This is a genomic window from Collinsella sp. AM43-1 (genome assembly GCF_003467925.1).
Lineage (GTDB): Bacteria > Actinomycetota > Coriobacteriia > Coriobacteriales > Coriobacteriaceae > Collinsella.
Window position 1 is genome coordinate 16,392 of the sequence record NZ_QSFR01000016.1, and the last position, 25,976, is coordinate 42,367.

Here is a 25,976-nt window from a genome sequence, read left to right on the forward strand (position 1 = left end):
GTTTTATCTGGGAAAACGCAAAGCCCCAGTTGTTACCTGCCAAAATAAACCTGTCCCTTTTTGGCAGGTGCGCTAGTATAGGGAACAACAGATTCGATGCGGGAGTGCCGGCGGTGCAAACCACAAGGCTGAGAGGGCATGGGGCCCAATCCTTTGAACCTGTCAGTTAATGCTGGCGTAGGGAGCATGCCGCCTTTTTAGGGGCGCTGTCTATGCACAGCGCCCCTTTTCTATGCCAAGGAGGCATGTGCAGTGATCGATTCGAAACAGCTCAAGCAAAACGTGGTCAAGGCCGTGGAGGAGATTCGTGCCAACAATCCGATGGCGGGCTCCATCACCAACACGGTGACGATTGACTTTGTCGCCAACGCGCAGCTCGCCGTGGGCGGATCGGCCGCCATGGTCTATCTGCCCGACGAGGGCGAGGCGCTCGTTGCCGGCGGCGGCGCCATCTATCTGAACATGGGCACACTCTTCCCCATCTACGAGCAGACGATTCCCCGCGCGGCCAAGGCGGCACACGACGCCGGCAAGCCCTGGGTGCTCGATCCGGTGGGCCTGGGCATCGGCAGCCTGCGCACCCAACTGGTAAACGAACTCAAGCAGTACAAACCCGCCATCGTGCGCGGCAATGCCTCCGAGATTATCGCGCTCGCCGGCCTGTGGGGCCTTGAGGGCGAAGCGGCCGATCTGAGTCGCGTGCGCGGTGTCGATACCACCGACACGGTAGACGCCGCCCGCGGCGCCGCCGTGGCGCTCGCCCGCTACACCGGCGGCGCCGTTGTGGTCTCGGGCGAAGTCGACCTGATTACCGACGGCACGACCGTGGCCAAGTCCCACGGCGGCAGCCCGCTCATGTCCAAAATCACCGGCTGCGGTTGCTCGCAGGGCGGCGTGCTGGCCGTGTATGCCTGCGCCGCCGAACCGTTTACGGCGGCCATCTGCGGCACCGCCGCCTACAACGTTGCCGGCACGCGTGCCGCCGCCGTTGCCGATGCCCCGGCAAGCTTTAAGGTCGCCTTTATCGACGAGCTCTACCGCGCGACCGCCCAGGACATTGCCGATAACCAACTCGAGCTCGAGGAGGCATAAGGCATGTCCGAGCCCGCAACCAATGCCGGTATGAACACGCTCGTCGCCGTAGCCATCGCCCCGTGCGGCACCGGCGACGAGCTGTCCGCCGAGGTCGCCGAGGTCGTACGCGTCATTCGCGAGAGCGGCCTTCCCAACCGCACCACCTCGATGTTCACCGAGATCGAGGGTGACTGGGACGAAGTCATGCAGGTCGTGCGCGACGCAACCTTTGTGTTGGCGAGCAAGGGCATACGCACCGAAGTCGTGCTCAAGGCCGATATTCGACCCGGATTTACCGACAGCATGACTGGCAAGCTCGAGCGCATGGAAGCTCAGATCAAAAAGCAGGAGGAAGCACAATGAGCATCCGCGACAACCTTGATATCTCGGCCTATCTGGTACTCGGCCCCGAAAACACCCTCGGACGCCCCGTGGGCGATGTGGTGGCCCAGGCGCTCGACGCCGGCTTTACCTGCATTCAGGTGCGTTCCAAGGTGGCAAGCGCCCGCGAGATCATCGCACTGACGGGCGATGCCGCGCAGGCCATCGCTCAGGCCGGCAAAACCGGGCAGGTCGCGCTGCTGATCGACGACCGCCTTGACTGCGTACTTGCCGCACGCGAGCAGGGTATTGCCGTCGACGGCGTGCATGTTGGCCAGAGCGACATCCCCGTCGAGGTCTGCCGCAAACTTTTGGGCCCCGATGCCATCGTGGGCCTTTCGGCCCGTTGCGAGGAGATGCTCGAGTACGTCAAGACCGCCGACATGAGCCTGGTCGATTACCTGGGCGTAGGCCCGCTCCACGAGACCGAAACCAAGCGCGACTGCGGACGTGCGGCCGACGGCTCCATCATCACCAAGAGCTTTGAGGACCTGGCCGCCCTCCATGCGGCAAGCCCCGTCCCCATTGTGGTGGGCGGCGGCGTCAAGACGGCCGATCTGCCGCAACTCAAGTCCACCGGCGTCGACGGCTTCTTTGTGGTGAGCGCCGTCTGCAGCGCCGACGACCCCTACGCCGCAGCCGAGGAGCTCGTCGATACCTGGCAGCAAGCATAGACCTATGCCGAGCGGCTGCTCCGCAGCCTCATATCTTCAAGAGCGGAAAGCGCATCCCAGTTTGGACGTCCATTCTGGGATGCGCTTTCCGCATAGAGGACCAGCGGGAAACTGCGTCCCAGTCTGAACGCTGATTACGGGATGCAGTTTCCGGCGTAGTCCCTACCCCGCCAGATACGCTTCCAGCGCGGGCAACGTCGCCTCCGCATCGCGACGGCCGATCTGGTAGATGCGCTCGAGTTCATCGGGCTCGCGGCACAGCGACGGCACCCTCACCGATTCGCTCGGCCGCACCACAAAGATCTCGCCAGCGGCTTCGCGACGCGCCAGGTCATCGAGCGTGACATTGTAGACCTCGTGCCGATGCTCAAGCGCCGCAACAAACTCCGGATAGTGACGATACACGCGACGCAGCATAGGCATCACGCTATTGGGCTGCTTTACAAAGCCCGCCGGCTGCGTCAGCACCACCACGTTGCGGTCATAGCCTTGCTCAAACAGCCAAGCGCTGGGAATGGAATCGGCAACACCGCCATCCAAGTACTTACGACCCTCGATGGCAACAGGACGCGTCGCCACGGGAATCGCCGACGATGCCCGGATCCACTCGATATCCCGCTCGTCGCCATAGGGCAGGTCGTGGTAGACGGCCTTGCCCGTCTCGATATCGGTACACACGCACGTAAACCGCATGGGGCAGGCGCGATACGCCTCCAGGTCGATGGGATCGCGCTCGATGGGCACCTCGTGATAGGCAAAATCGGCATTGAACATATCGCCGGTTCGCAGCCAGCTGGTCACGCTCGCATAGCGTTTGTCGGCGCAATAGGCCTTGTTATAGCGAATGGCGCGGCCGATCTGGCGCGATTTAAAGTTGTAGCCAAATGCCGCGCCCGCCGAGACGCCCACCATATGGTCGCAGGTCAAACCGTGCTCCATCCAAACGTCGAGCACGCCCGCCGTATACATACCGCGGTAGCCGCCTCCCTCGAGCGCCAGCCCCACCGTGCTCGTCATATTTGACTGTGCCATGCGACCATCTCCGTTCCTGCGTTTTAAAACGGAACAAGTATACCCATCAACAAATATCGTCTCAGTCGCATTTTCATCGAACATCGTCGCGTTACCGTTTGGCGAATAATGGCCGCCCGCAACATGGGCACCCCTACATAATTCCATACACTTGTTTATACTACTCAGTAGTTATCAGCCGAGAGCACGAACCGACAAATAAACCCAACGACGCAGCAAGGCGGGGGCTTGGAAACACGCAAGGCGTTGAGCAGCAACGCATGTGCACAACGAGCTCGCCCGACGCAATCCGCCCCGACCTCAGAAAGCCGCTTACAGTATGGATAACGCCAGCAATAATACCGAAACGCTCGAAAAGACCATCCGTGACCTTCTGGAGCGTCAGGACGATCTGATCAGGACCGCCTTTACCGACGAGCTCACCGGACTTGGCAACCGCGGCGGCTTTACCCGTTCCTTAGAGGAACTCTGGGAGCAGGAACTGCCCGTGACCATGGCGTTTATCGACATCGATAACCTTAAGCACTGTAACGACATCTTTGGACATGACGAGGGCAACCGCTATATCTTGCAGGTGAGCCTCTATCTCAAACTGTATATGAAGGTGGACGAGGCGGCATTTCGTCTGGGGGGCGACGAGTTCGCCATCCTATCTACGATTGCGACCGAGGACGACCTTGCCGAACGTCTGGAACACTGCCGAACGGTACTGCTCGAAAACAACGCTTCCAAGATGCCTCACTCGTTTAGCTACGGAGTGGCACACGCCGACCCCGCCCTGGGCGAAGCCCCCAATCGCTTGACGAACGATGCCGACCATCGCATGTACGACTACAAGCTACGTCATGCCGTGCACCTTGATCGACGCAATATCGCACAAGCCCACACCGACGACTTCGAAATAAGCGATCGCATTTTCGACGCCCTTTCGATGCTCAACGAAGGCCGATATTTCTTTATCGAGAACTTGGACAAACATCGAACCCTTTGGTCACAAGGCGCCTTGCGCGATCTTGGTCTTCCTTCGGAGCATATAGACAACTGCCACGATTACTGGAAAACGCGTGTCCATCCCGATGACCTTGAGGCCTATACCAACGACATCGACCAAATCTATGACGGCTCCAAACATCGCCACGTCATGCAGTACCGCGTGCGCAATGCCGCCGGCGACTACATCCTCGGCCGTGCTCGCGGGTTTCGTATCGACGGCGACGGAAATGTCCCCTCGCTCTATGTCGGCGAGCTCGTCAACCACTCGCTTGCCGAGACCGTCGACGCCGCCACGGGCCTCGGAATGCAGCGCACGCTGATCAACGCTATCGATGCCTGCCGTCGCGACCATTGCAAGACGGGGCTTATAGCAGTGCGCGTTCGCGGCACGGCAAAGCTCAACGAGCTCTACGGGGCCGAGGCCGTCGACAACATGCTCGCCGAATACGCAGGTCGCATGCTGTCGATTACTCGCGGCAGGAGTCGCGTCTTCCGCTCACGCAACGCCCAGTTCGTCGTGCTTAGCAACAATTTGGATCACGAAGCATTCGAGCAACTGATCCAACATCTCAAAGAGGCCGTTTTCGCTCCCGTTCGAATCGCGGACGACACCATTACCCCCGTCTGTCTTGTCGTTCCGGCCTTTTACGAGCACCTGACCAATCAAACGGCCGCCGTTTTAGGCGAACTCGACCGTCGCATTCGCACGACCGGCGGGCTTGTTCCCAACGACAGCCTCCCCATACCCGAGGTGGAGCGCAAAAGCGCCATCGCCGAACGCATCGGTTCGCTCACGGGTCTCTATCGACCCAGCGAGTTTATGCGCCGCGCCAACGAATTTCTCGAGACAAGGCGCAACGGCGCCTGGTGTATCGCCACCGTCGATATGGGACACATGCGACTGTTCAACGAATGGCACGGACAGGCCGAGGGCGACCGCATGCTCGCCGATGTGGGCACGGTCCTCAAGGACATCGAGAATGCCAACATGGGCGTCGCAGGGTACTGGGGCCAAGACGACTTTTGCATACTCATCCCCTTTGAACACGACACCGTCCATCAGATCTATAGCCGCGTTCGCCAGGCCGTGGCCAAGTATGATGACGGCGTGGGATTCTGGCCGTCCATGGGCGTCTACCCCATCGACTCCAACGAGAAAATCACCATCGATGCGCAGGCCAAGGCCATGTTTACCAATCGGCGTGCAAAAAACGACTTTAAGGAGCGCATTGCCATTTTCCGCCCCGAGGAGTACGAGCGCGAAATCTCGTTCCACCGCACGCTGACCGAATTTCAGTATGCGCTCTCAAACGGCCGCATCACCTACTACTTGCAGCCCCAGGTCGACATGGAAACCGGCGAGATCACTGGCGCCGAAGCGCTCACGCGCTGGATTGACAAGGATGGCTCCCTCATTTCACCCGTCACCTTTATCCCCGCTCTCGAGGAAAGCGGTTTTGTGGTGACGCTCGACAAATACGTTTGGCGGGGCGTTGCCTCGTGGCTGCGCGAGCGCATCGATCGAGGGCTTCGCGTGGTTCCAATCTCGCTTAACGTGTCGCGCGTAGATATCCTTGCCTGCGACGTTGCCGAACATATGGGGGCGCTCGCCGCCCAATACAACCTACCGCCCGAGCTCATGCGTATCGAGATCACCGAGACGGCTTATACGGGAGAGTCCGAGGCCGTGGACAAACTGACGGCCGACCTGCACACCCGCGGCTTCTCGACCTTTATGGACGATTTTGGCACCGGCCAGTCCACGCTCGCGATGCTCAAGAACGTTAATGTCGACGTCATCAAGCTCGACCGCACCTTTGTGCCCACCGACCGCGATCAAGGCCGCAGCGCGCAGATTGTGTCATCGATGCTCGAGATGGCGCAGTCACTCCATCTGCCCGTCGTGGTCGAAGGCGTCGAGACAAATGAGCAGGCGAACATGCTACGACAGATGGGCGCCCGCTACGCTCAGGGCTTCTTCTACTACCGCCCCATGCCGGCGAATGATTTTGAGGCATTGCTCGATGGTGGCAATAACAACTGATACGCTCGCACGCAAAACGCCACCGCCGAAGGGGGAATTTGCCTCCATTAGCTTACTTATATCCCCAATTCAAACCAAATTGGGGATATGATACAAACCGTTGTTCCGCCCAAGGAGGTTATCCATCATGAACGAGCCATATCGCCTGGGCGAGCAATTGATTATTGCCTATCTTCAGCGACTTGCGAATGGCATCTCGACCGCCGAACTCGATGTTGCCGCGCTGCCTGCTGAGCTACGCGCCGTTGGCGAACAACTGCAAAAGACGCATGCCATCCTGCAACAAGAGCGCCGGCTGCTTGAGAGCAACGCCTATATCGACCCGCTCACCAACTTGGGCAACCGCAGCGGACTCGACCGTCACGTCGAGCAACTCTGGCACAAAGGCGACCCCTTCACCTGCGCCTATATTGACATCGACCATCTCAAACATTGCAATGATAGGTTTGGCCACGCCGAAGGCAATCGCTATATTCTGAGCATCTGCCGCACGCTCACCGAGACAATGGAGCCCGATGACCTGCTGTTCCGTATCGGTGGAGACGAGTTTGTGCTCATCTCGCTTTCCGCAAACGAGACTGAACTCGAGCAGCGCTTGGAGCAGGTACGTGCCGGGCTGATCGAGGCGAGCTCAGGCGGCAAGGCGCCCATGATCGGCAGCTTTAGCTTTGGCTGCTCGCGCGTCGATCCACTTGCCGGCGACACGCGTCGCTTGATGACGATGGATGCCGATCGCAAGATGTATCGCTATAAGCTTATGCATCGTGTGCAGCAACCGAAAGACAATGACGCGCCGCAACGCCCAATCGTCGATCAGCTTCCCTGCAACGACCGGGTGTTCCAAGCGATCTCCATGAGCTCCGAGACACGCTATCCGTTCATCATTAACCTCGACACCGGCGAATCGCAATGGTCGGTTAATGCCGTGCGCGATTTTGACCTACCCTCCCAGCATCCCTACAACTCGCTCGATATATGGCTTGCCCGTGTTCACCCCGAGGACCGCGACAACGTACGTGCCGAGCTCGATATGGTGGTAAACGGCACGTGGCACTTCCACTGCATGCAGTATCGCGTCATGAATACCGCCGGAAAATACGCGCTTTGCGACTGCACGGGTTACCGCCTGGACGGCACCGATACCGAGCCCAACATGTATGTGGGCATTGTCACCAACCGAAGCTTGGCAGATACGACCGATTCCGTGACCGGTCTGGGCGATATCCACGCCCTGGTCAACGCCATTGGCGAGATGCGTCGCGTGGCACGAAACGCGGGCTTGATCGCCATTAAAATCGACGAAATCGCACAGGTCAATGCCCGCTTTGGCTTTGATGCAGGCGACCGCGTTTTGGCAGAAAGCGCCGCCTGCCTCATGGATTGCTCGCGCGGCAAGGGTCGTCTGTTCCGTTCGACCGGACCGATGTTCGTGGCGCTCTTCGACGACTTTGATCCCGAAGAGACCGACGCGGTTGCAGACGAAATCGAACGGTTCTTGGGATCGCCCGTGCTCCTTGGCCCATTTGAATATCAGCCGCCCCTTCGCGTGGCGACGCTTCATCTGGACGCCGTCGACCGACAGCCCGTTTCCATTTTGAACGAACTTAATGCGCTGATTAAAGAGGCGCCGCAGGTACCGGGCACCAAGCTGGACTAGCGTTATGGGGCGCATGATGGTTAATTTCCGATCTCAACCGAACACATTGGGCAAATAGGTCGTACCCGCAGTTAGCCGAACGTCCCCTCAGTCCCTCCCGGGGCCCGGGGCACCGTTTCGATACTCTTGGTTTACTTTGCCTGATGCAAATAAGTGCTCAACAAGATAGAACCTATCCCCCGCCACGGATATGCCCTCGAGTAAATCTGTTAAGCCAAGCCTATCAAATTCTATTGACAATTGGCTGCATTGGTCCATTTTGTCGTCCAGCCACTTCCGCTGGCTATCGCCTCATAAACACAAACCTAACGAGCCGCACGAACGACAAAGAGGCCAAGCTGAACAGAAGTAGAACCAAAACTTCAAAAACGCTGGTATTCCAATCGCGTACCCAGCCCTCTACCGCCCACAAGAAAAACAGCAGCCCCATCCATAACGTCACAGAAGAAATCAGCTTTGCGTAAGGGCGTATATCAATCTCGCTCTCCCTTTTTGTGACATCATATCCAGCAATTGAGCAGAGCCATCTTCCTCTTCGGTATTGGATTGAAAGGACAATCAAGGCAATCGAAGTCATCAAGCAAACAGCATCCTCTGTTTCCATAGAGTTTCCTTTGCTTTCCATCCTAGTTACGCATTCACAATCGAATCAAACCAAGTATGAATTACTCGATAGCAACCGCCTTAGTATAAACCATAGCCGCCGCAGCAGCCCGCCTTCCAAGGCCTCAAAGCTCGCCATCGAGGGCGACCCGCCCAGACCCCTTACAATCTGCTCGCACGAGGCCCCGCACTCCAACATCCTCTGGACCGTATCCCGCTCGTACCTGGTAAGCGTGCCTGCCGTGGGCCCTCGGGGCCGGCACCGTGCCCCACGCCATCTGCCCGCTCGTGCGATAATCCTCTGCAGAAGTCACCGACAGCAGAGGGAGTTTGTGATGAAGGTTCTTTTGGTCAATGGCAGCCCCAAGGCAAACGGCAACACGGCCCGCGCACTCGCCGAGGTCGCCGAGCAGCTTAACGCCGAAGGCATCGAGGCCGAGATGTTTCAGCTGGGCGCCAAGCCCATTCGCGACTGCATCGGCTGCGGTCAGTGCGGCAAGCTTGGCGGTCGCTGCACCTTTGACGACGATGTGGTCAACGAGCTGATTGCCGCTGCCGAGCAGGCAGACGGCTTTGTCTTTGGCTCGCCCGTCTACTACGCACATCCCAGCGGACGCATCCTCTCGGCACTCGACCGCGCATTCTATGCAGGCAGCAAGGCCTTTACGCACAAGCCGGGCGCCGCTGTCGCCGTTGCCCGTCGCGGCGGCACGTCGACCACCTTCGATGTGCTCAACAAGTACTTCACCATTAAGCAAATGCCCGTAGTTGCCTCCACCTACTGGAACAACGTATTTGGCCGCGTGCCCGGCGACGCCGATGGGGATGCCGAGGGCCTTGCCACCATGCGAAACATCGGCAAGAACATGGCCTGGCTCCTGCGCTGCATCGAGGCAGGTCAGGCCGCCGGTATCAACGCGCCCGAAGCCGATCGCGCAACAACCAACTTCATTCGATAGAGCGGCGGGGCCATGAATATTCAAATCTTCGGGACTAAGAAGTCCTTCGATACCAAGAAGGCACAGCGTTATTTTAAGGAGCGCCGCATTAAGGTGCAGTTTATTGACCTTAAGGAAAAGGAGATGAGCAAGGGCGAGCTCACGAGCGTGATGCAGGCGGTCGGCGGCATCGACAAGCTACTCAACCCCAAGGCCAAGGACGAGGAGACGCTCGCGCTCATCCAGCACCTCACCCCCAGTCAGCGCTTCGATAAACTGCTCGAGAATCAGCAGGTCTTGGCCGAACCCATCGTGCGCAACGGCAAAAAGGCCACCGTCGGTTATTGCCCCGATGTATGGGGAGCCTGGGAGTAGCCTGTGTTATTTGCCGGCGCGTGGGTATAAGAGCAGGCGTTTGGCATAAGATTTAACTGTAAGCCATGTCTAACAAAGGAGGGCACATGCCCAACAAACCCGTGAAGATCATCATGCTTACCGGATACCTCGGTGCCGGCAAGACCACGCTGCTCAACCACATCCTCGCTAACGACGGCGGCATCCGCGCCGCCGTGATCGTCAACGATATCGGCGAGATCAACGTCGACGCCAGCCTTATCGCCGACGGCGGCCTTTCCGAGACCGACGACCTCATCCCGCTCACCAACGGCTGCATCTGCTGCACGCTTTCGGACGATCTGGCCAACCAGCTGGAGGGCATCGCCGATTCGGGCAAGTTCGACTACATCATCATCGAGGCCTCGGGTATTTGCGAGCCCATCCCCATCGCCTACACCATCTCGAGCTTCTGCGACGAGGCCAAGGTGGGCGGCGAGCCCAAGCTCGCGCTCGACAACATCGTGGCCGTGGTCGACTGCGCCCGCATGTACGACGAGTTCAACGGCGGTCGCGACCTGCTGGCCGAGGACATTGACGAGGATGACATCGAGAGCCTGCTCATCCAGCAGATCGAGTTTTGCTCCACGCTGATTCTTAATAAGACTGACACCGTCACCCCCGAGCAGATCGCAGAGCTCAAAGCCATCGTGCGCAGCCTGCAGAAGGACGCCGTGATTGTCGAGGCTCAAAACGGCGAGGTCCCCATGGAGGAGCTGCTCGACACCGACCGCTTCGACTTTATGCGCGCCTACAACTCCGCCGCCTGGATCGAGGCCATGGAGCATCCCGAGGAGCACGACGACCCCGAGGTGCTCGAGTACGACATCGAGACTTTTGTGTACTCGCGCCGCAAGCCGTTTGACCTGCAGAAGTTCACCGATTTTGTTGAGCAGGAGTGGCCCGACGAGGTCATTCGCGTCAAGGGCCCGCTGTGGCAGACCGGCGATCCGGACATGTGCTACATGTTTGAGCAGGCCGGCCACCAGATGCGCCTGATGGAGAACGGTCTGTTCGTTGACTCCGCGCCCGAGGGCGAGAAGCAGAAGATCATCGACGAGAATCCCGAAATCATGCAGATTTGGGACGACGAGACGGGCGACCGCATGACGAGCCTGTGCATCATCGGCCGTCACATGGACAAGGACGCACTCATCGCCTCCCTCGATGCCTGCCTGACCGACTGGCACCGCGCCTAGGTTTATCCAAGCGAGTATTTTTCCGCCTACGTAACCGCCAAACCACCACGAAGGTGCCCTTCGTGGTGGTTTTTCGTTCTGAGCCAAGGAGATTCATGTTCAACATTGTGCTGTATGCGCCCGAGATTCCGGCCAATACGGGCAATATCGGCCGCACTTGCGTGGTTACCGGTACCCGCCTGCATCTGGTGGAGCCGCTGGGGTTTTCGCTCGACGACAAGACAGTGCGTCGCGCCGGCCTGGGCTACTGGCAAAACTTGGACGTGACGACCTATGCCGGCTGGGAGGATTTCCTTGCGCGCAACGGCCTCTCCCCCGCCGACGAGCGCCTGCATCTGCTGACCAAAAAGGCACGCCGCACCTATGCGCAAAGCACCTACCGCGACGGCGACTACTTGGTCTTTGGCAGCGAGAGCTCAGGCATCCCCGAGCCACTGCTTGCCGCGGAGTCCGAGCGCTGCGAGCGCATCCCGATGCTGCGCGATTGCGATTCGCTTGACAACGCCGAGACATGGGAAGCCCACGAGGAATCGCTAGGGCATACCGAGGACAGCCACGAGGCCATCCTTCGGCAGGATATCTGCGGCAACTTTGTAGACCCGGACGACTACCGCATCAGCGCCCTCAACCTCTCCAACAGCGCCGCCATCGTCCTCTACGAGGCCCTCCGCCAGACAGGCTTTCCTGGCATGTGACAAAGGGACTGTCCCTTTGTCACATTGATGCACCAAATAACGAGCCGTCGCTTTTAACCAGAATTAACTAGAATAAAATGGAGTTAAACGGCGATGTGAAAGGAGAGCCTTGTGGAATATCTCGAGAACCCGTTTACCCCCAGTTTTGGTGAGGTTCCTGCCCATCTCGCCGGCAGACAACAGATTATTCGGGATTTGGACCGTGCCTTCTTGAGCCAGCGTAGACGCCCGGAATTGACCTCGATCTTCTCAGGTGCGCGTGGAACCGGTAAAACCGCTCTCATGTCGTCGCTCGCGACAAGGGCAGAATCCCACGGCTGGATAGCCGTAAAGACGACCGCGCTCTCGGGAATGCTTGAGGAAATCGAGTTCGGGGCGAAACGTGCTGCAGGCCATCTCATCGACCCGTCTAACAACTTCGAAGTCACCGGTCTCGGAATTGCACCATTCGGCAGTATCGAGGTCAATCGCGTTCACGATGCCTCGACTTGGCGTTATCGCATGAGCGACATCATCGACCAGCTCAACGAAACGGGCACCGGTCTGCTCGTCACGGTTGATGAGGTCGACCCGACGCTCGACGAGATGATCCAGCTCGCAGCCACGTATCAGCACTTTGTGACCGATGGGAAACGCGTCGCCCTACTCATGGCGGGACTTCCTAACAACGTCTCGACGTTGCTGAACCACAAGACGGTCTCGTTCCTTCGTCGCGCCCAGCAATATCATCTGGGGCGTATCGCCGACTACGATGTACGCGAGGCCTTGATCCGAACGATCCAGGAAAACGACCGTTTGGCGGATGCCGAGGGAATCGATAAGGCCGTTCGCTCGATTTCGGGCTTTCCCTTCCTTTTGCAGCTTGTGGGTTACCGCGCCTGGGATCTCACGAGCAACTCGAGAGAAATATCGTCTCGCGACTTTGACCAGGGAATCAAAATCGCACGCGACGAAATGGACGACCGGATCCTCGCGGCGACCTATCGGGAACTCACTGCAGAGGACAAGCGATTCCTCATCGCCATGCTCGATGACGAGGAAGAGTCCACCACCGCCGACCTTGTCGGGCGCCTTAAGCGTTCGCCGCAACAGGTCTCCCGCTACCGACGCCGCATGATAGACGCAGGCATTATTGGGGAACGCGGGCGCGGTATCGTCGCTTTTGAATTACCGTTCTTCCGCGACTATCTCGCCGCTCAATGCGTGAAATAGGCATCAATGTGACAAAGGGACAGTCCCTTTGTCACATTCGGTTAGAGGTAGCGGCCGGTGATGCTTGCGGAGCAGGCAGCGATGTCGCCCGGCGTGCCGACACAGACGATTTGTCCGCCTGCGTCGCCGCCGCCCGGGCCCATGTCGATCACGTAATCGGCGTTACGGATAAGGTCGAGGTCGTGCTCGATCACGATAACCGTGGCGCCCTTGGCAACAAGGCCATCAAACACACTCAGCAACACCTGAACATCGAGCGGATGCAGGCCAATCGTGGGCTCGTCGAATACGAATACGGCATCGTCCTGCACGCGGCCCATCTCGCTCGCAAGCTTAAGGCGCTGCGCCTCGCCGCCCGAAAGCGCCGGCGTGGGCTCACCAAGCGTGAGATAACCCAAGCCCAGGTCGTGCAAGGTCTGTAAACGCACCTGAACCTTCTTGAGTCCGACGGTCGCGTCGAGGGCCTCATCCACGCTTATATCCATGAGCTGCGGCAACGTAAGCAGGCTGCCGTCCTTGCCCTCGCGATGAATATGCGAGGCCGCGTCTGCATAACGCGAGCCGTGGCATGCAGGGCAGACGATCTCGACATCGGGCAAAAACTGCACGTCGAGCGATATCGAGCCCGTGCCATCGCACGTAGGGCAGCGCAAAGCGCCAGTGTTGTAGCTAAAGGCACCCGCTTTATATCCTGCCGCCTTGGCCTCGGGCGTACGGGCGAAGGCGCGGCGCAGCTCATCATGGATGTCGGCATAGGTCGCTACCGTCGAGCGTACGTTGGCGCCGATAGGCGTGGCGTCAATCAGGTTGGCGCGCGCGATGCCCTCGGCATCGACCCAACGCACGTGCCTTGGCAGGCGCTCACCGGCTGCCTGTGCCTTGAGCGCCGGGATGAGCGTCTCGAGCACCAACGTCGTCTTGCCCGAACCCGAAACGCCCGTCACCGCGACAAGGCGGCCGCGCGGGATATCGACTTCGAGCGGTTTGACGGTATGGATGGCATCGGTCGCCATGTGGATATGGCCTAGGTCGAACATTTCGTCGTCAGCCACCTGCGGGCGCAGACGCTTGGGGTCCGAGCGCAAGAACGGCGCGATGCGGCTGCCCTGCGATTGCTCGACCTCACATACCGTACCGGCGGCGATTACATGGCCGCCGCCTGCTCCCGCAACGGGGCCCATCTCGACCAGATAGTCGGCTTCTGCCAGCACGCGCGTGTCGTGGTCGACAACAACCACGGTATTGCCGTCGACCACCAGATCGCGCATCACGCCCACCAAGCCGTCGACATTGGCAGGATGCAAGCCGATCGAAGGCTCGTCCAGCACATACAGCACGCCCGTCGATCGGTTACGCACCACGCGGGCGAGCTGCACGCGCTGACGCTCGCCCGTGGAGAGCGTGGCACCGGCGCGGTCGAGTGAAAGGTAATCGAGGCCCAGATCGACCAGTCGACGGGCCGTGCTCAAAAACGAATCGCAGATATCCGTCGCCATGGGCTGCATCTCGGCCGGCAAGGATGCGGGCACCCCGCGCACCCACTCAATCGCCTCACCCAGCGTCATAGCCGCGGCCTGCGCCAGATTGATACCGCGCACCTGGGGATGGCGTGCGGCCTCGGAGAGACGCGTGCCGCCACAGTCACGGCATGGCCCCTCGCGCAAAAAGCGCGCCACGCGCTTGAGGCCCTTGTCGTCCTTAACCTTGGCGAGCGCATTCTCGACGGTATAGACAGCGTTGTAATAGGTAAAATCGAGCGGCGTGGCGCCCTCGCCGTTTTTGGGAACGTAGAGAATGTGCTTTTTAACCGCCGGACCGTGGAACACGATGTCGCGCTCTTGAGGCGTGAGCTGGTTAAACGGCACGTCGGTGCGCACGCCCATCTCGCCGGCTACCTGCTTCATCAGATCCCACATGAGCGTACCCCAGGGAAGCACCGCGCCTTCGTTGATGGTCTTTGACTCGTCGGGCACCAGGCTCGCTTCGTCCACCTCGCGCATGACACCGGTGCCGCCGCAGGTAGGGCACGCACCGCCGCTGTTAAAGGCAAGGTCCTCGGCACTCGGCGCGTAGAACTCGCGGCCGCATGCGGGGCACGTGAGCGACAGGCCCGCAGCCACGTTAAGGCTCGGCTCCACACGCGCCCCGCAATGTGGGCACACGTGATGGGCACAGCGGCTAAAGAGCAAACGCAGACTGTTGTTGAGCTCGGTCATGGTACCAAAGGTCGAGCGCACGCCTGGCACACTGGGACGCTGATGCAACGCGAGTGCCGCCGGTACGTGCAATACCTCGTCCACCTGGGCGTGCTCGGCCTGCGTCAGGCGACGTCGAGTATAGGTGCTGAGCGCCTCCAGGTAACGGCGCGAGCCCTCGGCATAAAGAACTCCCAGCGCCAGCGAGCTCTTGCCCGAGCCCGACACGCCGGCAATGCCCACGAGCCTCCCCAGCGGAATATCGATATCGATGTCCTTGAGATTGTGGACACGTGCACCGCGCACCTCGATAGCCTGCGGGCTCATCTTCTGTTCCGTCACCTTTATCACCCTACTCATGCCATAAAACGCGGTCGCGGATATACTCGCCCAGCATGGGCACGGTAAACCGCACAAGGCCGTATCCGGCGGCCTCGATGACGCGCTCGCGAATCAGGCTTGCGCGATATTTACTCGCCCAGCTCTGGGTACGGTCGCAGCGCTCAATGATATCCGCCGTGCGCGTCGGCTTGTCCTCGTCAACCGCCATAGCCTCGATAAAGAGGCGCTGAGGGCTGCGCAGACCGTAATACAGAGGTGCGTCAACCGCTTCGTAGAACTCGGAGACGGCATCCGCATGGCCATTCTCGACATCGCGCCTTTCGATGACTTGCGAGCCACGCCGGACAGCAGACCGCCACATGTAATAGCCCACCAGCTGAACCATATAGGGATGCCCCATGCTCTTGCGCGCCGCAAGGTCCGCCGTCTCCGCGTCAACGTAAAGACCAGCGTCTTTGACCGTCTGGATATACGAATCGCGCACTTTGGGCAAAGATATTGCCCCCAACGTACGCTGCTGGGCACGCCGCAAAAACGTCACGCTCGGCTCTTCGAGCAGATCGTCAACCATACTGGGCAAGCCGGCGAACGCCAGCGCAAGACCGCGCTGGTCGCTATCGGGCAAGCCCGTGGCATCCTGGTCTCCGAGCACCTGCTGATAGAGGACGGCAAGAGCCGCCAGTTCCTCGATAGACACCGATTGTGCCTCGTCAATCGCAAACAAGACGCCCTTGCCCGGACCGAGCTTCTTGAGACGCTCGTTGACCAGCCCTCGCAATGTCTCGCCTTTTGCCCGCGCCGCCTCGACCGACATCCGGCCAAACGACGGCCCAAACTCCATTGACGTCACAACGGGTTTATTCGAGCGAAGCGCGTCGGCCAAGCGGTCGCACAAACCAAGCGAAGCGGAATCGGAGACAACCGCCCATCCGCGCTCGCTGGCTAGACGTTGCAGCTCCCGCAGGAGAACCGTTTTGCCACAGCCGCGGTTTCCCGTAATGAGCATGAGCCTGCCCGGCGCTCCGGCGCCGTTGTCGAGCCCTTCCTCAAAATCTTCGATGACCGACTCGCGACCGATGAGTATCGGAGGCCGCTTACCAGCTGTGGGCTTAAAGGGGTTTGGATTCATATCGGCCTCCTCGGATTGGCAAACCCTGGTAACAGTTATACCAACTTATACTGAGTTATACCAATAGCATGTGACAAAGGGGCTGTCCCTTTGTCACATGTGGCCGAAAAACTCGGCGTCTGCTGCTCGCCAGGGACGGAAGGTGGCGGGATCGATCTTTACGTGCGCTGCGGCGGGCACGTCATACCATTTGACCGTGTAGCCGGCGCCATGAGAGCAAAAGACCGAGTCGGGCGTGTTGGGCAGATCGGCCTCGGGCTCATAGGCGGCCGTCTCGATTACGCGCTCGGCATCATGGCAAGCCGCATAACCGGCGAACTCCAGGTACAGATGACCGCGCCCGCTCGTGTAGGCAGCCACCTCCAGCGCGTAATCCTGCACCTCGGATGCCGGCACGCGACCCACAAGCTTCGCTCGGTCTCCCGCCATCGTCGGCGGCTCGTACTCGGCACCCATGCGTGTGACATCTGACAACGCCCGGCCCACGCACTCCCCCGGCACCTCGAGCTCAAAGTGGTACCACGGCTCCAGCAACACGTCTGCGCCGACCTCGCGCGCCTGCATCAAACCCTGGCGAATCGCGCGATACGTGGCCTGGCGAAAATCGCCGCCCTCGGTGTGTTTGGCATGCGCGCGGCCGCCCGTGAGCGTAATGCGCACATCGGTGATGGGCGAGCCCGTCAGCACGCCCAGGTGGTCGCGCTCCATAGCGTTGGTGAGTGCCAAACGCTGCCAGTTAAGATCGAGCTCGTCGGTCGAGGTCACGGTGCCAAACTGCACACCCGAACCCGCCGGCAACGGCTCCAGGCGCAGATGCACCTCGGCATAGTGGCGCAGCGGCTCAAAGTGGCCCACGCCCTCGACCGGCCGCGAAATAGTCTCCTTATAGAGAATGCCGCCGGGCTCAAACTCGACCGCAAGGCCAAAACGATCGGCCAACACCCGCTGCACGACCTCGAGTTGCACGGCGCCCATCAGCTGCAAATGAATCTGCTCTAGATGCGTATTCCAGCTTACGCCGAGCATGGGATCTTCATCCGCCAACTCACTCAGCGCTTTGAACACCGCATGGACGTCGTGTTCGCCCGGAAGCACCGTATAGGTAAGGACCGGCGCAATGACGGGCGCATCGCCCGCGGGCTCCGCGCCCAGGGCGTCCCCTGGGCGAACGTGCGCAAGACCCGTCACGGCACAAATACCGCCAGCAGCAACTTCTTGCGCAAGCTCATACTTCTCGCCGTTATAGATGCGTACTTGATCGACCTTCTGCTCCCATGCCCCGGCACCGGAACGTCCGTCAATCATCTGCTTGGCGCGCAGCGTGCCACCGGTCACTTTAACCCAAGCCAAACGCTCGCCGCGATCTCCGCGGCTGACACGATAGACGCGCGCGGCAAACTCCGGGAGCCACGCCTGTTCACGCATCAGCGCGCACATGCCATCCAACAGCTCGTCCACGCCTTGGTCCTTGAGCGCCGAGCCGGCAAAGCAGGGAAAGAGCTTGCGCTCGGCAACCATGCGCGACAGCGTTACGACAGAAAGCTCACCCGCTTCAAAAAACTCCTCGAGCGCCGCCTCGTCCAACGCAGCAGCGTCCTCCTGAACGGCACCGCCCGCCAACAGTTCGTTGGCATCCAGACGGCCTTCGGAAAGACGCTGCCCAAGTTGTGCCAGCAAAACATCGCGGCCGGGATTCTCCAAATCGATCTTGTTGATGAAGATGAACGTCGGGATGTCATAGCGTGCAAGCAGGCACCACAGGGTTTCGGTGTGCCCCTGCACGCCATCGTTGGCGCCCACCACCAGAATCGCGTAGTCCAGGGCACGCAGTGTGCGCTCCGCCTCGGCAGAAAAATCGACATGGCCGGGAGCATCCACGAGCATGACGTGGGTATCGCCGTGGTCGAGCACGGCCTGCGACGAGAAAATCGTGATGCCGCGCTCGCGCTCGATCGTGTTAGTGTCCAGATGCGAATCGCCATCGTCCACGCAGCCACGCTTGCGAATGCGGCCCGCGTTGAACAGCATGGCCTCGGCCAACGTGGTCTTGCCGGCATCGACATGCGCCAAGATTCCAACGACCGCTTGCTTCGACATGGCTCTCCTCTTATTGCAAGCCCATCGCACGCGGCAACGGGCGTTCACGCTCCACACTGGATGATACAATTTACGGGCCGGTGGGCGAAGCGGGCCCTATCCCCCGACCGAGCTCATCGCCCCGCGTTGCCGCGCGGCGATTTTCGTAGGTTCGCGCCTTGCGAAAGCCGGCACCTCCCCTTTTTGTCTGCCCGGGTTCATCTGGGGCGGTAACAATGCGAGTCCCACAACGACGCGTTTTACCAAAAATGGCCCCACTCGGGGCCATTTTTTATTTGAGCTGGGTGATGATACGTGCCTTGGCTCCTACGCCTCGCGCAGCCAATCAAACGCGACACGCGCCGTGCCGTCGGACACATAGACGATACCGACACGCTCGAACCCCGCCTTGGCGATGGCGCCCTGCATGGGCAAGTTGTCCTCGTGCGTGTCAATACGCAGATGGTCGGCGCATTCCTTGGCAAAGGCAAACATCGCCGCCGCGATACCGTGCACGGTGCCGTCGGATGCCACGCGATGCAGCACGGCATACGGAGTGTCGCTGCGCCATTGACCGTCCTCAATCACGTCATAGCACTCGTCCGGACCCGGTAAAAAGGCAAACGTCGCCACCACGCGGCCGTCGACTTCGCACACGTAACTGCCACCAGCGGCGATATCGGCAGCCAGCTGCTCGGCCGAAGGCGTGCCCTCGGGCCACTGCGTGGCGTTGCCATGCGCGCGCATAAAGGCGCGGGCCGCGTCATAGATAGCCATGACGGCGGGAATGTCGGTATCGAGGGTTTTTCTGATCATCACGCGGCGACCTCACGTTTATTGGTATCACTTTGATTGAGCAATGATACCAACGTTTGGAGAGGAGCGCGAAGCAGATGGGGAGCAAAAAGCGAGCCGCCTGGTCAAAAGCCAAAAGCGAGTTTTTGGGCGCTGCCACCGGCGGCGATATGAGCGACCTGTTTGCACGCGAGGACGAGCGCCGCGACGCCCTGGACGCCGAGCGCGACGAGGCTTGGCGCTATAAGTCGTGCGAGCGCAAAAACCGTTACGACACACGCGCCGAAGCCGAGGCCGTTATGGCCGACTGCGAAAACCGCGGACGGCGTGGTTTGGCCTGCTACAAATGCGAATACTGCGGCGGCTGGCACCTGACGTCGCACCCTTGGAAATAGACCCCCGCATCGGCACGGCGCTGGCGAAGCGCCAGCCATCGTGCACAAGCTACGGGCGCGGCGGCACCAAAACATCGTAACGAACGGCCTTGCCCGCAAGCAGATATCTCGGCTTGACGCCGGCAAGCAGCGGCCCCTTCACCGGTCGCTTGATAACGACCTTGCGCGGGTGCACCGCAAGCGCAGCTTCGACCAGCGTCTCCTCGTCGGCGCACGGCTGCTCCAGATGGTGCAAGAGCTGAAACTTCTTTTTCACCGCCGCGCTCTTGGTGCGCTCGGGAAACATGGGGTCCAGATACACCACGTCGGGAGCGGTGAGCTCGCCCTGCCCGATCAGCTCGGCCGTATGGCGAAGGCCGGCAATGCTGTCCTCGCCCGCATGTAAGCGCATGCGCGCCACAGCAGCCGCAAGCGCCGGATCATCTGCCGCGCGATCCAAGGCGTCCTTGAGAAGCGCCGCGATTACGCAATCCTGTTCATACAGATCGACGGTAAAGCCCGCGGCCGCCAGCAGCAGCGAATCCTCACCAAAGCCCGCCGTGGCATCAATCGCCCATGGGCGCTCGATGCCTTTTGTGCGCGCAACCTTTACCAGCAGCTCTTGCTGCAGGCGGCCCTGCTTGAGTCGTGGCAGCATGCGGCCAAAATCGGCGCGCAGTTCCATCGTGCCGTCGGTGAGCGTGAGGCCCTCGGACTTCCCGGTCAGCTCAAGCCCCGCGGCCCGAGCAACAGAAAAGGGATCGACGACGCCCATGGACACTCCTTAGCAAACAAAACGAATACATGGGCGCCATTCATGTCGGCACCCAACCGTCCGTTATTGTCCCACATGCGACATGGTCCACAGCATCCCAATGCAAAGCACCGCCATCAATCCCGTGCACACGGCAGCGATCACAGAATCACCCATGCGCCTTCCCAACGACCGCGGTTCACGCGCTTGCTCTGGTCCGTACATCATGGCTCCTCCTTAGACTCACTTCTTATCACGGCCTCATCATCGCAGCGCCGCACATGAGCTGCCATCGATTTGACTTACAGCTGGCTTTCCTTTTTGAAAGATTGCCCTGCACAGGCGAGAAGCGCTTTCTAACACACACGCCGTCACGTTGAACTACAATGTGCTTCACGATATGTGCAGCATATGGGACGCGCCAGACTGGCAGCGCCCGAATCGAAAGGACTACCTATGAGCGCCGCGCGCAAGACACTCAAAATCCTTGCCCTCATCTATTTTGTTTTGGGCATCGCCAGCCTCGTCATCGGTATCACCGGCATCGCAACCGGCAAATTTGAATCCGTCTACGGATCGAACGCCATGCTCGCCGCGGTCGTGCTTGTCGCCAAGGGCGTTATCGACCTTGGCGCAGGTGTTGCGGGCATCAAGGGCGCCAACAAGCCTTCGCAGGTGGATGGCGCGTTTAAGCTCGGCATCGTTGCCGCAATCGCCACGATTGCGCAGGCTGTGCTCACCCTTCCCGCGCTCGGCGGCAGCGCCGTCAATATTGGAGCCTTTGTCATCGTGGTCTACGACCTGTTCTTTGTTCAGCAGGCACACGCCGTCAAGGCCGAGAACAAGGACCGCCTGTAAGCGCTCACTTCTCATAGCCTCTGCAGCCAAGTAACTAAAAGGGCCGATCGCGCATATCCGCGGTCGGCCCTTTACGTTTGCCCAGATAACACCTGCCAAAATAAACCTGTCCCTTTTTGGCAGGTTGTTAGCTGTGACGGTACTCGGCGATGATGAAGTCGATGTCGGTTTGAAGGGTGTCCAGGTTTGCCAGGCGCTCTTTATCGGCAGGGCGCGTGCGGTAGTAGTACGGCGTCATTTGGAACACCGCCTCGATGTCAGCCTGGGTCTGGAGCGTAATGTTCGCAAACACCCGCTGCGTTCCGACCAACTCGAGTTCGGTGGTCTTCGGCAGCTTCTCGTCATTGAGATATGGCGTGTCGTAGAGCACCTCTTTGAGGCCAAACAGATGCCGAGCACCCGGCACCACGGTATAGAGCGAGCCCTCTGGCGCCAGCACGCGGGCAAATTCGCGCTCGTTAAAGGGGGCAAAGAGCTCGGTCACCATATCGAAGGCGCCATCGGCCACGGGGATAGCCTTCATGTTGGCCACGAAGTAGGTCGCATCGCCGCGCTTGGCGGCCAGGCGCACCATCTCTTTGCCCAGGTCGAAACCGTAAGCATCTACGCCCGGCACCGCACCCATGGCGCTGGTGTAGTAGCCCTCGCCACAGCAAATATCGAGCAACGTCATGGGGCAGTTCGTTGACGCGGCACGACCAGACACCCGCTCGCGCACCAGCTCGACCATCGCATCGCGCAACGGCGCATAGTAACCGCGGTTCAGAAAGTCGCGACGGCTGCGTGCCTGCGACTTGGGATCGCCCATGGAGTCACCGCTCTTGGACGAGCGCAGCAGATAGAGATAGCCCTCGCGCGCACGGTCAAATCGGTGTCCGCCCGCGCATGCAGCACCGCGCTCGTCGTCCACCAACGGTTCATGGCAAACGGGACACAACAACATGGCAACTCCTTAGCGCGAACAACACAACGCCCACCATTGTCGCACGCCTTCCCCACCTAGTCATAGAAGAGACAAGGAGTGTCCCCAGCTGCCGGCAGAAAAGGAACGTCCCTAAGTGCCGACTAGTCGATTAGGAGTATCATCGTCTGCGCAAATAAGCACGAATGAGCATGTTAGAGATTGAGAGCGTATGGCAGACACCGCATCTAAGCACATTGACATGACCACCGGCTCGCTGTGGCGCAATATTCCCCTGTTCGCCTTTCCCGTCGCCGCCACGAGCATCTTGGAGCAGCTGTCGAACCTCATCGCCACGGTCATCATCGGTAACTTCTCGGGCGACCAGGGAACCCTCGCCATGGCGGCGGTCGGCTCCAATGTTCCGCTTACCAGTCTTATGATCAACCTGTTTATTGGGCTGTCGCTTGGCTCCAACGTGGTCATCGCCAACGCCATCGGCCGCAACGATCAGAACATGGTCAAGCGCGCCGTCCATACCTCGATTCTGATGGCACTCGTGGGCTTTGTCGTCATCGCGCTGGGCGAGGTCTTTGCCGAGCCCATGCTCGCCGCGCTCAACGTCCCTGACGAAACCATGCCGCTCGCATCGCTCTACCTGCGCGTCTTTTTGCTCAGCATGCCCTCGATCTTGCTCTACAACTTTGAGGCCGCAATCTTCCGCTCTGTCGGCATCACCCGCATGCCGCTGCAGGCGCTTGCCGTGTCCACCATCCTCAACATTGGTCTGGACCTCATCTTTGTCCCCGTGCTCCACTGGGGCGTCGCGGGTGTCGCCATCGCCACCGCCATCGCCTACACCGTCAGCGCCGCCACACTCTTTGTCCACCTGCTCAAGACCGACTCCGTCGTCCGCGTCACCCCACGCGACTTAGGCTTAGACCCCGTCGCCCTCAAGCGCATCGTTAAGATCGGCCTGCCCGCCGGCATCCAAAGCGCCGTCTTTGCCGTCGCTAACATCATCATCCAGTCCGCCATCAACAGCCTGGGCACCGAGGTCATGGCGGCATCCAGCGCTGCCATGAGCCTGGAGTACGTGTGCTACAACCTGCTCAACAGCTTTAGCCAGGCCTGCACCACCTTTGTGGGACAAAACCACGGTGCCCGCCAGATCGACCGCTGCACCAAGACGCTCAAGGTCTGCCTGATCGAAGGCGGTATCGTTGCACTCACCACGATCATCGTTATTGTCGGCCTAGGGCGCGAGATCTTGTCGCTCTTTAACAGCGATCCCAACATCGTCTCGATCGGCTATATCCGCGTGTGCTCAATCTTTCCGGCGTACGCCTTTAGCATGTTCTACGAAAACATGTCCGGCTACCTGCGCGGCTTTGGCATCTCGCTCATGCCCGCCCTCATCACCATGATCTGCGTCTGCGGTATTCGCTTCTATTGGGTATTCTGCGTGTTCCCGCACTTCCGCACCTTTGCGAACATCATGATGGTCTACCCCATCAGCCTGGGCACCACGGCGTTCTTTATGGTCGTGGCGGTACTACTCTGCCACCCGGCACGCACCTATCGCGCCGCCCAAGCCAAAGCGACAGCCCGCTAAACACCGCACTCAACGCCATGCCAGTCATTAATTGACAATATGCGAGCTCATATAGTCGATAAAGTGCCTCGTGGCGATAGGCATGGTGTCCCAGCTGCGCCAGGCTGCCACTACGTCACGCGAGGGAGCGTGCACGATGGGACGCACGCGAATATCGGCCCTCATGCCCTCGACGGTACGGCGATACAGCATACTCACGCCTAGGCCCTCCTCCACCATCGCCATGATGGTGTAGTCGTCGGTCACCTCGCTCGTCACGTGCGGCGACAGCCCATGCGCCGCGAATGCATCGAGCACCAGGCTCTGTTCGCCCTCATCCAGCAGCACAAACGGCTCGGACGCCAGGTCGGCGAGCGTCACCTTTTCCTTTGCCGTCAGCGGATGCGCGGCCGGCAACAGTGCCACCAACTCATCGTGATAGACCACGCGCTTCTCGAGCCCAGCAGTAAACCCGCGTGCCGTAAAGCAAAAATCAACCACGCCATCGTGCACCCACTGGGCATTGCGCGTGTAATCGCCCTGCTTGAGGGTAAAGTGCACGCCCGGGTGCAGGGCCCCAAAGTCGCGAATCACGCGCGGCAACACGGTACGGCTCACGTTGGTAAACGTCGCAATGCGAATATCGGTCGAGGAGAGTCCCAGCAACTCCTGGCGTTTGCCCTCGAGCTCGGCCTCGGCAGTTACGATCTGGCGCAGATACGGCAGATACTGCTTGCCGTCGCGCGTAAGCGAGACACCCTGCTTGCCGCGCTCGATAAGCGTGGTACCCAGCTCGCGCTCGAGCGCCTTGACGGCCTGGCTCACCGCACTTTGTGTATAGCCCAGTTCGTCCGCCGCGCCCTTAAGACTGCCGCAATCGACCACCATACATACAATCTGATATCGCGATGCCATCGTGCCTCCACATCGATGTAGCCGTAAAACGTTTTGCCAGGGCCTTTTCTGCTTACATTAGTATTTCTTAATCATACTTAAAATACATTCGCTTTACTACATCCACATCTGGGAGCAGAATCCTTTTTACGAAACCGTTCTGTAACAAAAGGAGTCCCATGGATCGCAAAAAAGCAATCGCGCTCTCATTTTCCGTTCCCGTCGCATGGGGCTTTTCGTACCCCCTCATGAAGATCGGCATGGACAGCATGAACGCCACGAGCATCGTTGCGTTGCGCTGCATCATCGCCTTTGTGGCCTGCCTGTTGCTCTTCCACAAGCGCGCTTTCCGCATCAACCGCGACCTTATGGTCCGTGCCGCCATCATCGGCGCCATCATGGCAACCGAGCTCACCTGCATGTGCCTGGGCTCCAGCCTCACCTCTGCCTCCACTGCCGGCTTTTTGCAGAGCCTGACGGTCGTGATCGTGCCGTTTGCCAACGCCGCCCTGCTGCGCCGCGCCCCCGAGCGCAAAGTGCTCGTCGGCACCGCCATCGTCACCTGCGGCATGCTGCTGCTCTCGGGCGCCGACTTTACCAGCCTGAACCCCGGCGCGATGGTCATGCTGCTCTCGGCCTTTATCTATGCCGGCCACATTATCGTAGCCAAGCGCTTTGTCGAAGAAGTCGATCCGCTGGCTCTGGGCGTTTGGCAGCTGGGCTTCGGTGGCTTGTTCTCGGGCATCGCCGCGTACACCTTTGGCGGCTTCACGCTTCCCAGCACGCCGAACGAGATCGTCGTTGTCGTTGCGCTCGCACTCATCTGCTCTGCCTACGGCTTTATCACCCAGACGCTCGTGCAGCCCCACGTACCTGCCGAGACCACCGGCTTCGCCTTCTCGCTCGAGCCGGTCTGCTCCGCCGTCTTCTCGTTCTTCCTGGTCGGCGAGGTCCTGAGCCCCATCGCCTTCTTTGGCGCCGCCCTCATCCTCACCGGCGTCATGGTGGCAACCGTCGAGCTTCCGCGCCTTCGCGCACACGGACACGCTCGTATGGCAGGAGTGCCCGAGCACATCTCGTAGGCCCCACTCTTCATACAGCCGTGGCATAAAGGCAGCCGGTGCGCCTTTACAATAGATGCCAACAGAGCATCTGCCATAAAGGAGCCC

At 60.0% G+C, this 25,976-nt stretch carries 23 protein-coding genes and 1 riboswitch; of the genes, 14 read left to right on the forward strand and 9 right to left on the reverse strand.

Annotated elements, in window-relative coordinates; all coding sequences use genetic code 11:
* Window positions 1–90: 90 nt before the first annotated feature.
* Window positions 91–201, forward strand: a riboswitch (TPP riboswitch).
* A gap of 51 nt (window positions 202–252) precedes the next feature.
* Genes thiM through DW925_RS07920 form a run of 3 tightly spaced genes read left to right on the forward strand, consistent with a single transcriptional unit; the run spans window position 253 to window position 2,129 of the window.
* Window positions 253–1,092 (forward strand): hydroxyethylthiazole kinase, encoded by an 840-nt coding sequence (gene thiM, locus DW925_RS07910; RefSeq protein ID WP_117790767.1) that lies wholly within the window; start codon window positions 253–255, stop codon window positions 1,090–1,092.
* Window positions 1,093–1,095: 3 nt separating this feature from the next.
* Entirely contained in the window at window positions 1,096–1,437 is a 342-nt protein-coding gene (locus DW925_RS07915; RefSeq protein WP_233540261.1) for a thiamine-binding protein, read from the forward strand.
* Complete coding sequence (locus DW925_RS07920; RefSeq protein ID WP_117790768.1) at window positions 1,434–2,129, forward strand: thiamine phosphate synthase; 696 nt, start codon at window positions 1,434–1,436, stop codon at window positions 2,127–2,129. Before DW925_RS07915 ends, DW925_RS07920 begins: the two co-directional genes overlap by 4 nt.
* A gap of 162 nt (window positions 2,130–2,291) precedes the next feature.
* Here the strand turns inward: DW925_RS07920 and DW925_RS07925 are convergent, their stop codons facing one another.
* Complete coding sequence (locus tag DW925_RS07925; protein WP_199577065.1) at window positions 2,292–3,161, reverse strand: patatin family protein; 870 nt, start codon at window positions 3,159–3,161, stop codon at window positions 2,292–2,294.
* A gap of 319 nt (window positions 3,162–3,480) precedes the next feature.
* Here DW925_RS07925 and DW925_RS07930 point away from each other — a divergent pair, with 319 nt between their 5' ends.
* Window positions 3,481–6,198, forward strand: a complete 2,718-nt coding sequence (locus DW925_RS07930) for an EAL domain-containing protein (RefSeq protein ID WP_117790769.1) — start codon at window positions 3,481–3,483, stop codon at window positions 6,196–6,198.
* A gap of 127 nt (window positions 6,199–6,325) precedes the next feature.
* Window positions 6,326–7,855, forward strand: coding sequence for a diguanylate cyclase domain-containing protein (locus tag DW925_RS07935; RefSeq protein ID WP_117790770.1), 1,530 nt, complete (start codon window positions 6,326–6,328; stop codon window positions 7,853–7,855).
* A 283-nt stretch (window positions 7,856–8,138) separates the two neighbouring features.
* On the opposite strand, the gene DW925_RS07940 is transcribed toward DW925_RS07935, so the two are convergent.
* Window positions 8,139–8,459: a DUF3784 domain-containing protein gene (locus tag DW925_RS07940; RefSeq protein WP_117635527.1), complete on the reverse strand. Its 321-nt coding sequence runs from the start codon at window positions 8,457–8,459 to the stop codon at window positions 8,139–8,141.
* Window positions 8,460–8,793: 334 nt separating this feature from the next.
* On the opposite strand from DW925_RS07940, the gene DW925_RS07945 reads away from it, so the two are divergent.
* The 5 genes from DW925_RS07945 (at window position 8,794) to DW925_RS07965 (ending at window position 12,895) form a co-directional block, all read left to right on the forward strand.
* On the forward strand, window positions 8,794–9,417 hold the full coding sequence (locus DW925_RS07945; RefSeq protein WP_117790771.1) for a flavodoxin family protein: 624 nt from the start codon (window positions 8,794–8,796) through the stop codon (window positions 9,415–9,417).
* 12 nt (window positions 9,418–9,429) lie between these two features.
* Complete coding sequence (locus DW925_RS07950; protein ID WP_022093957.1) at window positions 9,430–9,771, forward strand: arsenate reductase family protein; 342 nt, start codon at window positions 9,430–9,432, stop codon at window positions 9,769–9,771.
* An 86-nt stretch (window positions 9,772–9,857) separates the two neighbouring features.
* Complete coding sequence (locus DW925_RS07955) at window positions 9,858–10,988, forward strand: GTP-binding protein (protein WP_117790772.1); 1,131 nt, start codon at window positions 9,858–9,860, stop codon at window positions 10,986–10,988.
* Between the two features lie 95 nt (window positions 10,989–11,083).
* Window positions 11,084–11,683, forward strand: coding sequence for a tRNA (cytidine(34)-2'-O)-methyltransferase (locus DW925_RS07960; RefSeq protein WP_117757295.1), 600 nt, complete (start codon window positions 11,084–11,086; stop codon window positions 11,681–11,683).
* A 111-nt stretch (window positions 11,684–11,794) separates the two neighbouring features.
* Complete coding sequence (locus tag DW925_RS07965; protein ID WP_117655631.1) at window positions 11,795–12,895, forward strand: ATP-binding protein; 1,101 nt, start codon at window positions 11,795–11,797, stop codon at window positions 12,893–12,895.
* Between the two features lie 41 nt (window positions 12,896–12,936).
* Here DW925_RS07965 and DW925_RS07970 read toward each other — a convergent pair whose 3' ends face one another.
* From DW925_RS07970 to DW925_RS07985, 4 genes are all read right to left on the reverse strand, one after another.
* Window positions 12,937–15,432 carry an excinuclease ABC subunit UvrA gene (locus tag DW925_RS07970; protein ID WP_233540262.1) on the reverse strand — a complete coding sequence of 832 codons (2,496 nt, stop codon included), beginning with the start codon at window positions 15,430–15,432 and terminating at the stop codon, window positions 12,937–12,939.
* A gap of 10 nt (window positions 15,433–15,442) precedes the next feature.
* Entirely contained in the window at window positions 15,443–16,561 is a 1,119-nt protein-coding gene (locus tag DW925_RS07975) for an AAA family ATPase (protein WP_089572898.1), read from the reverse strand.
* Window positions 16,562–16,654: 93 nt separating this feature from the next.
* Complete coding sequence (locus DW925_RS07980) at window positions 16,655–18,658, reverse strand: translation factor GTPase family protein (protein ID WP_117790774.1); 2,004 nt, start codon at window positions 18,656–18,658, stop codon at window positions 16,655–16,657.
* A gap of 306 nt (window positions 18,659–18,964) precedes the next feature.
* Window positions 18,965–19,453: a GNAT family N-acetyltransferase gene (locus DW925_RS07985; RefSeq protein WP_117582849.1), complete on the reverse strand. Its 489-nt coding sequence runs from the start codon at window positions 19,451–19,453 to the stop codon at window positions 18,965–18,967.
* A 77-nt stretch (window positions 19,454–19,530) separates the two neighbouring features.
* On the opposite strand from DW925_RS07985, the gene DW925_RS07990 reads away from it, so the two are divergent.
* Entirely contained in the window at window positions 19,531–19,827 is a 297-nt protein-coding gene (locus tag DW925_RS07990; RefSeq protein WP_055310006.1) for a hypothetical protein, read from the forward strand.
* 49 nt (window positions 19,828–19,876) lie between these two features.
* Here DW925_RS07990 and DW925_RS07995 read toward each other — a convergent pair whose 3' ends face one another.
* On the reverse strand, window positions 19,877–20,581 hold the full coding sequence (locus tag DW925_RS07995; RefSeq protein ID WP_117790775.1) for a class I SAM-dependent methyltransferase: 705 nt from the start codon (window positions 20,579–20,581) through the stop codon (window positions 19,877–19,879).
* 435 nt (window positions 20,582–21,016) lie between these two features.
* Between DW925_RS07995 and DW925_RS08000 the strand changes: the two genes are divergently transcribed.
* Window positions 21,017–21,418, forward strand: a complete 402-nt coding sequence (locus DW925_RS08000) for a hypothetical protein (protein WP_117790776.1) — start codon at window positions 21,017–21,019, stop codon at window positions 21,416–21,418.
* 127 nt (window positions 21,419–21,545) lie between these two features.
* Here DW925_RS08000 and DW925_RS08005 read toward each other — a convergent pair whose 3' ends face one another.
* Complete coding sequence (locus DW925_RS08005) at window positions 21,546–22,361, reverse strand: putative RNA methyltransferase (RefSeq protein WP_117790777.1); 816 nt, start codon at window positions 22,359–22,361, stop codon at window positions 21,546–21,548.
* Window positions 22,362–22,551: 190 nt separating this feature from the next.
* Here DW925_RS08005 and DW925_RS08010 point away from each other — a divergent pair, with 190 nt between their 5' ends.
* A complete protein-coding gene (locus DW925_RS08010) occupies window positions 22,552–23,934 on the forward strand; it encodes an MATE family efflux transporter (RefSeq protein ID WP_117790778.1) in 1,383 nt (460 codons plus the stop codon).
* Between the two features lie 27 nt (window positions 23,935–23,961).
* Here the strand turns inward: DW925_RS08010 and DW925_RS08015 are convergent, their stop codons facing one another.
* Entirely contained in the window at window positions 23,962–24,828 is an 867-nt protein-coding gene (locus tag DW925_RS08015; protein ID WP_117790779.1) for a LysR family transcriptional regulator, read from the reverse strand.
* A 158-nt stretch (window positions 24,829–24,986) separates the two neighbouring features.
* Here DW925_RS08015 and DW925_RS08020 point away from each other — a divergent pair, with 158 nt between their 5' ends.
* Window positions 24,987–25,889 (forward strand): DMT family transporter, encoded by a 903-nt coding sequence (locus DW925_RS08020; RefSeq protein ID WP_117630047.1) that lies wholly within the window; start codon window positions 24,987–24,989, stop codon window positions 25,887–25,889.
* Window positions 25,890–25,976: the final 87 nt, after the last annotated feature.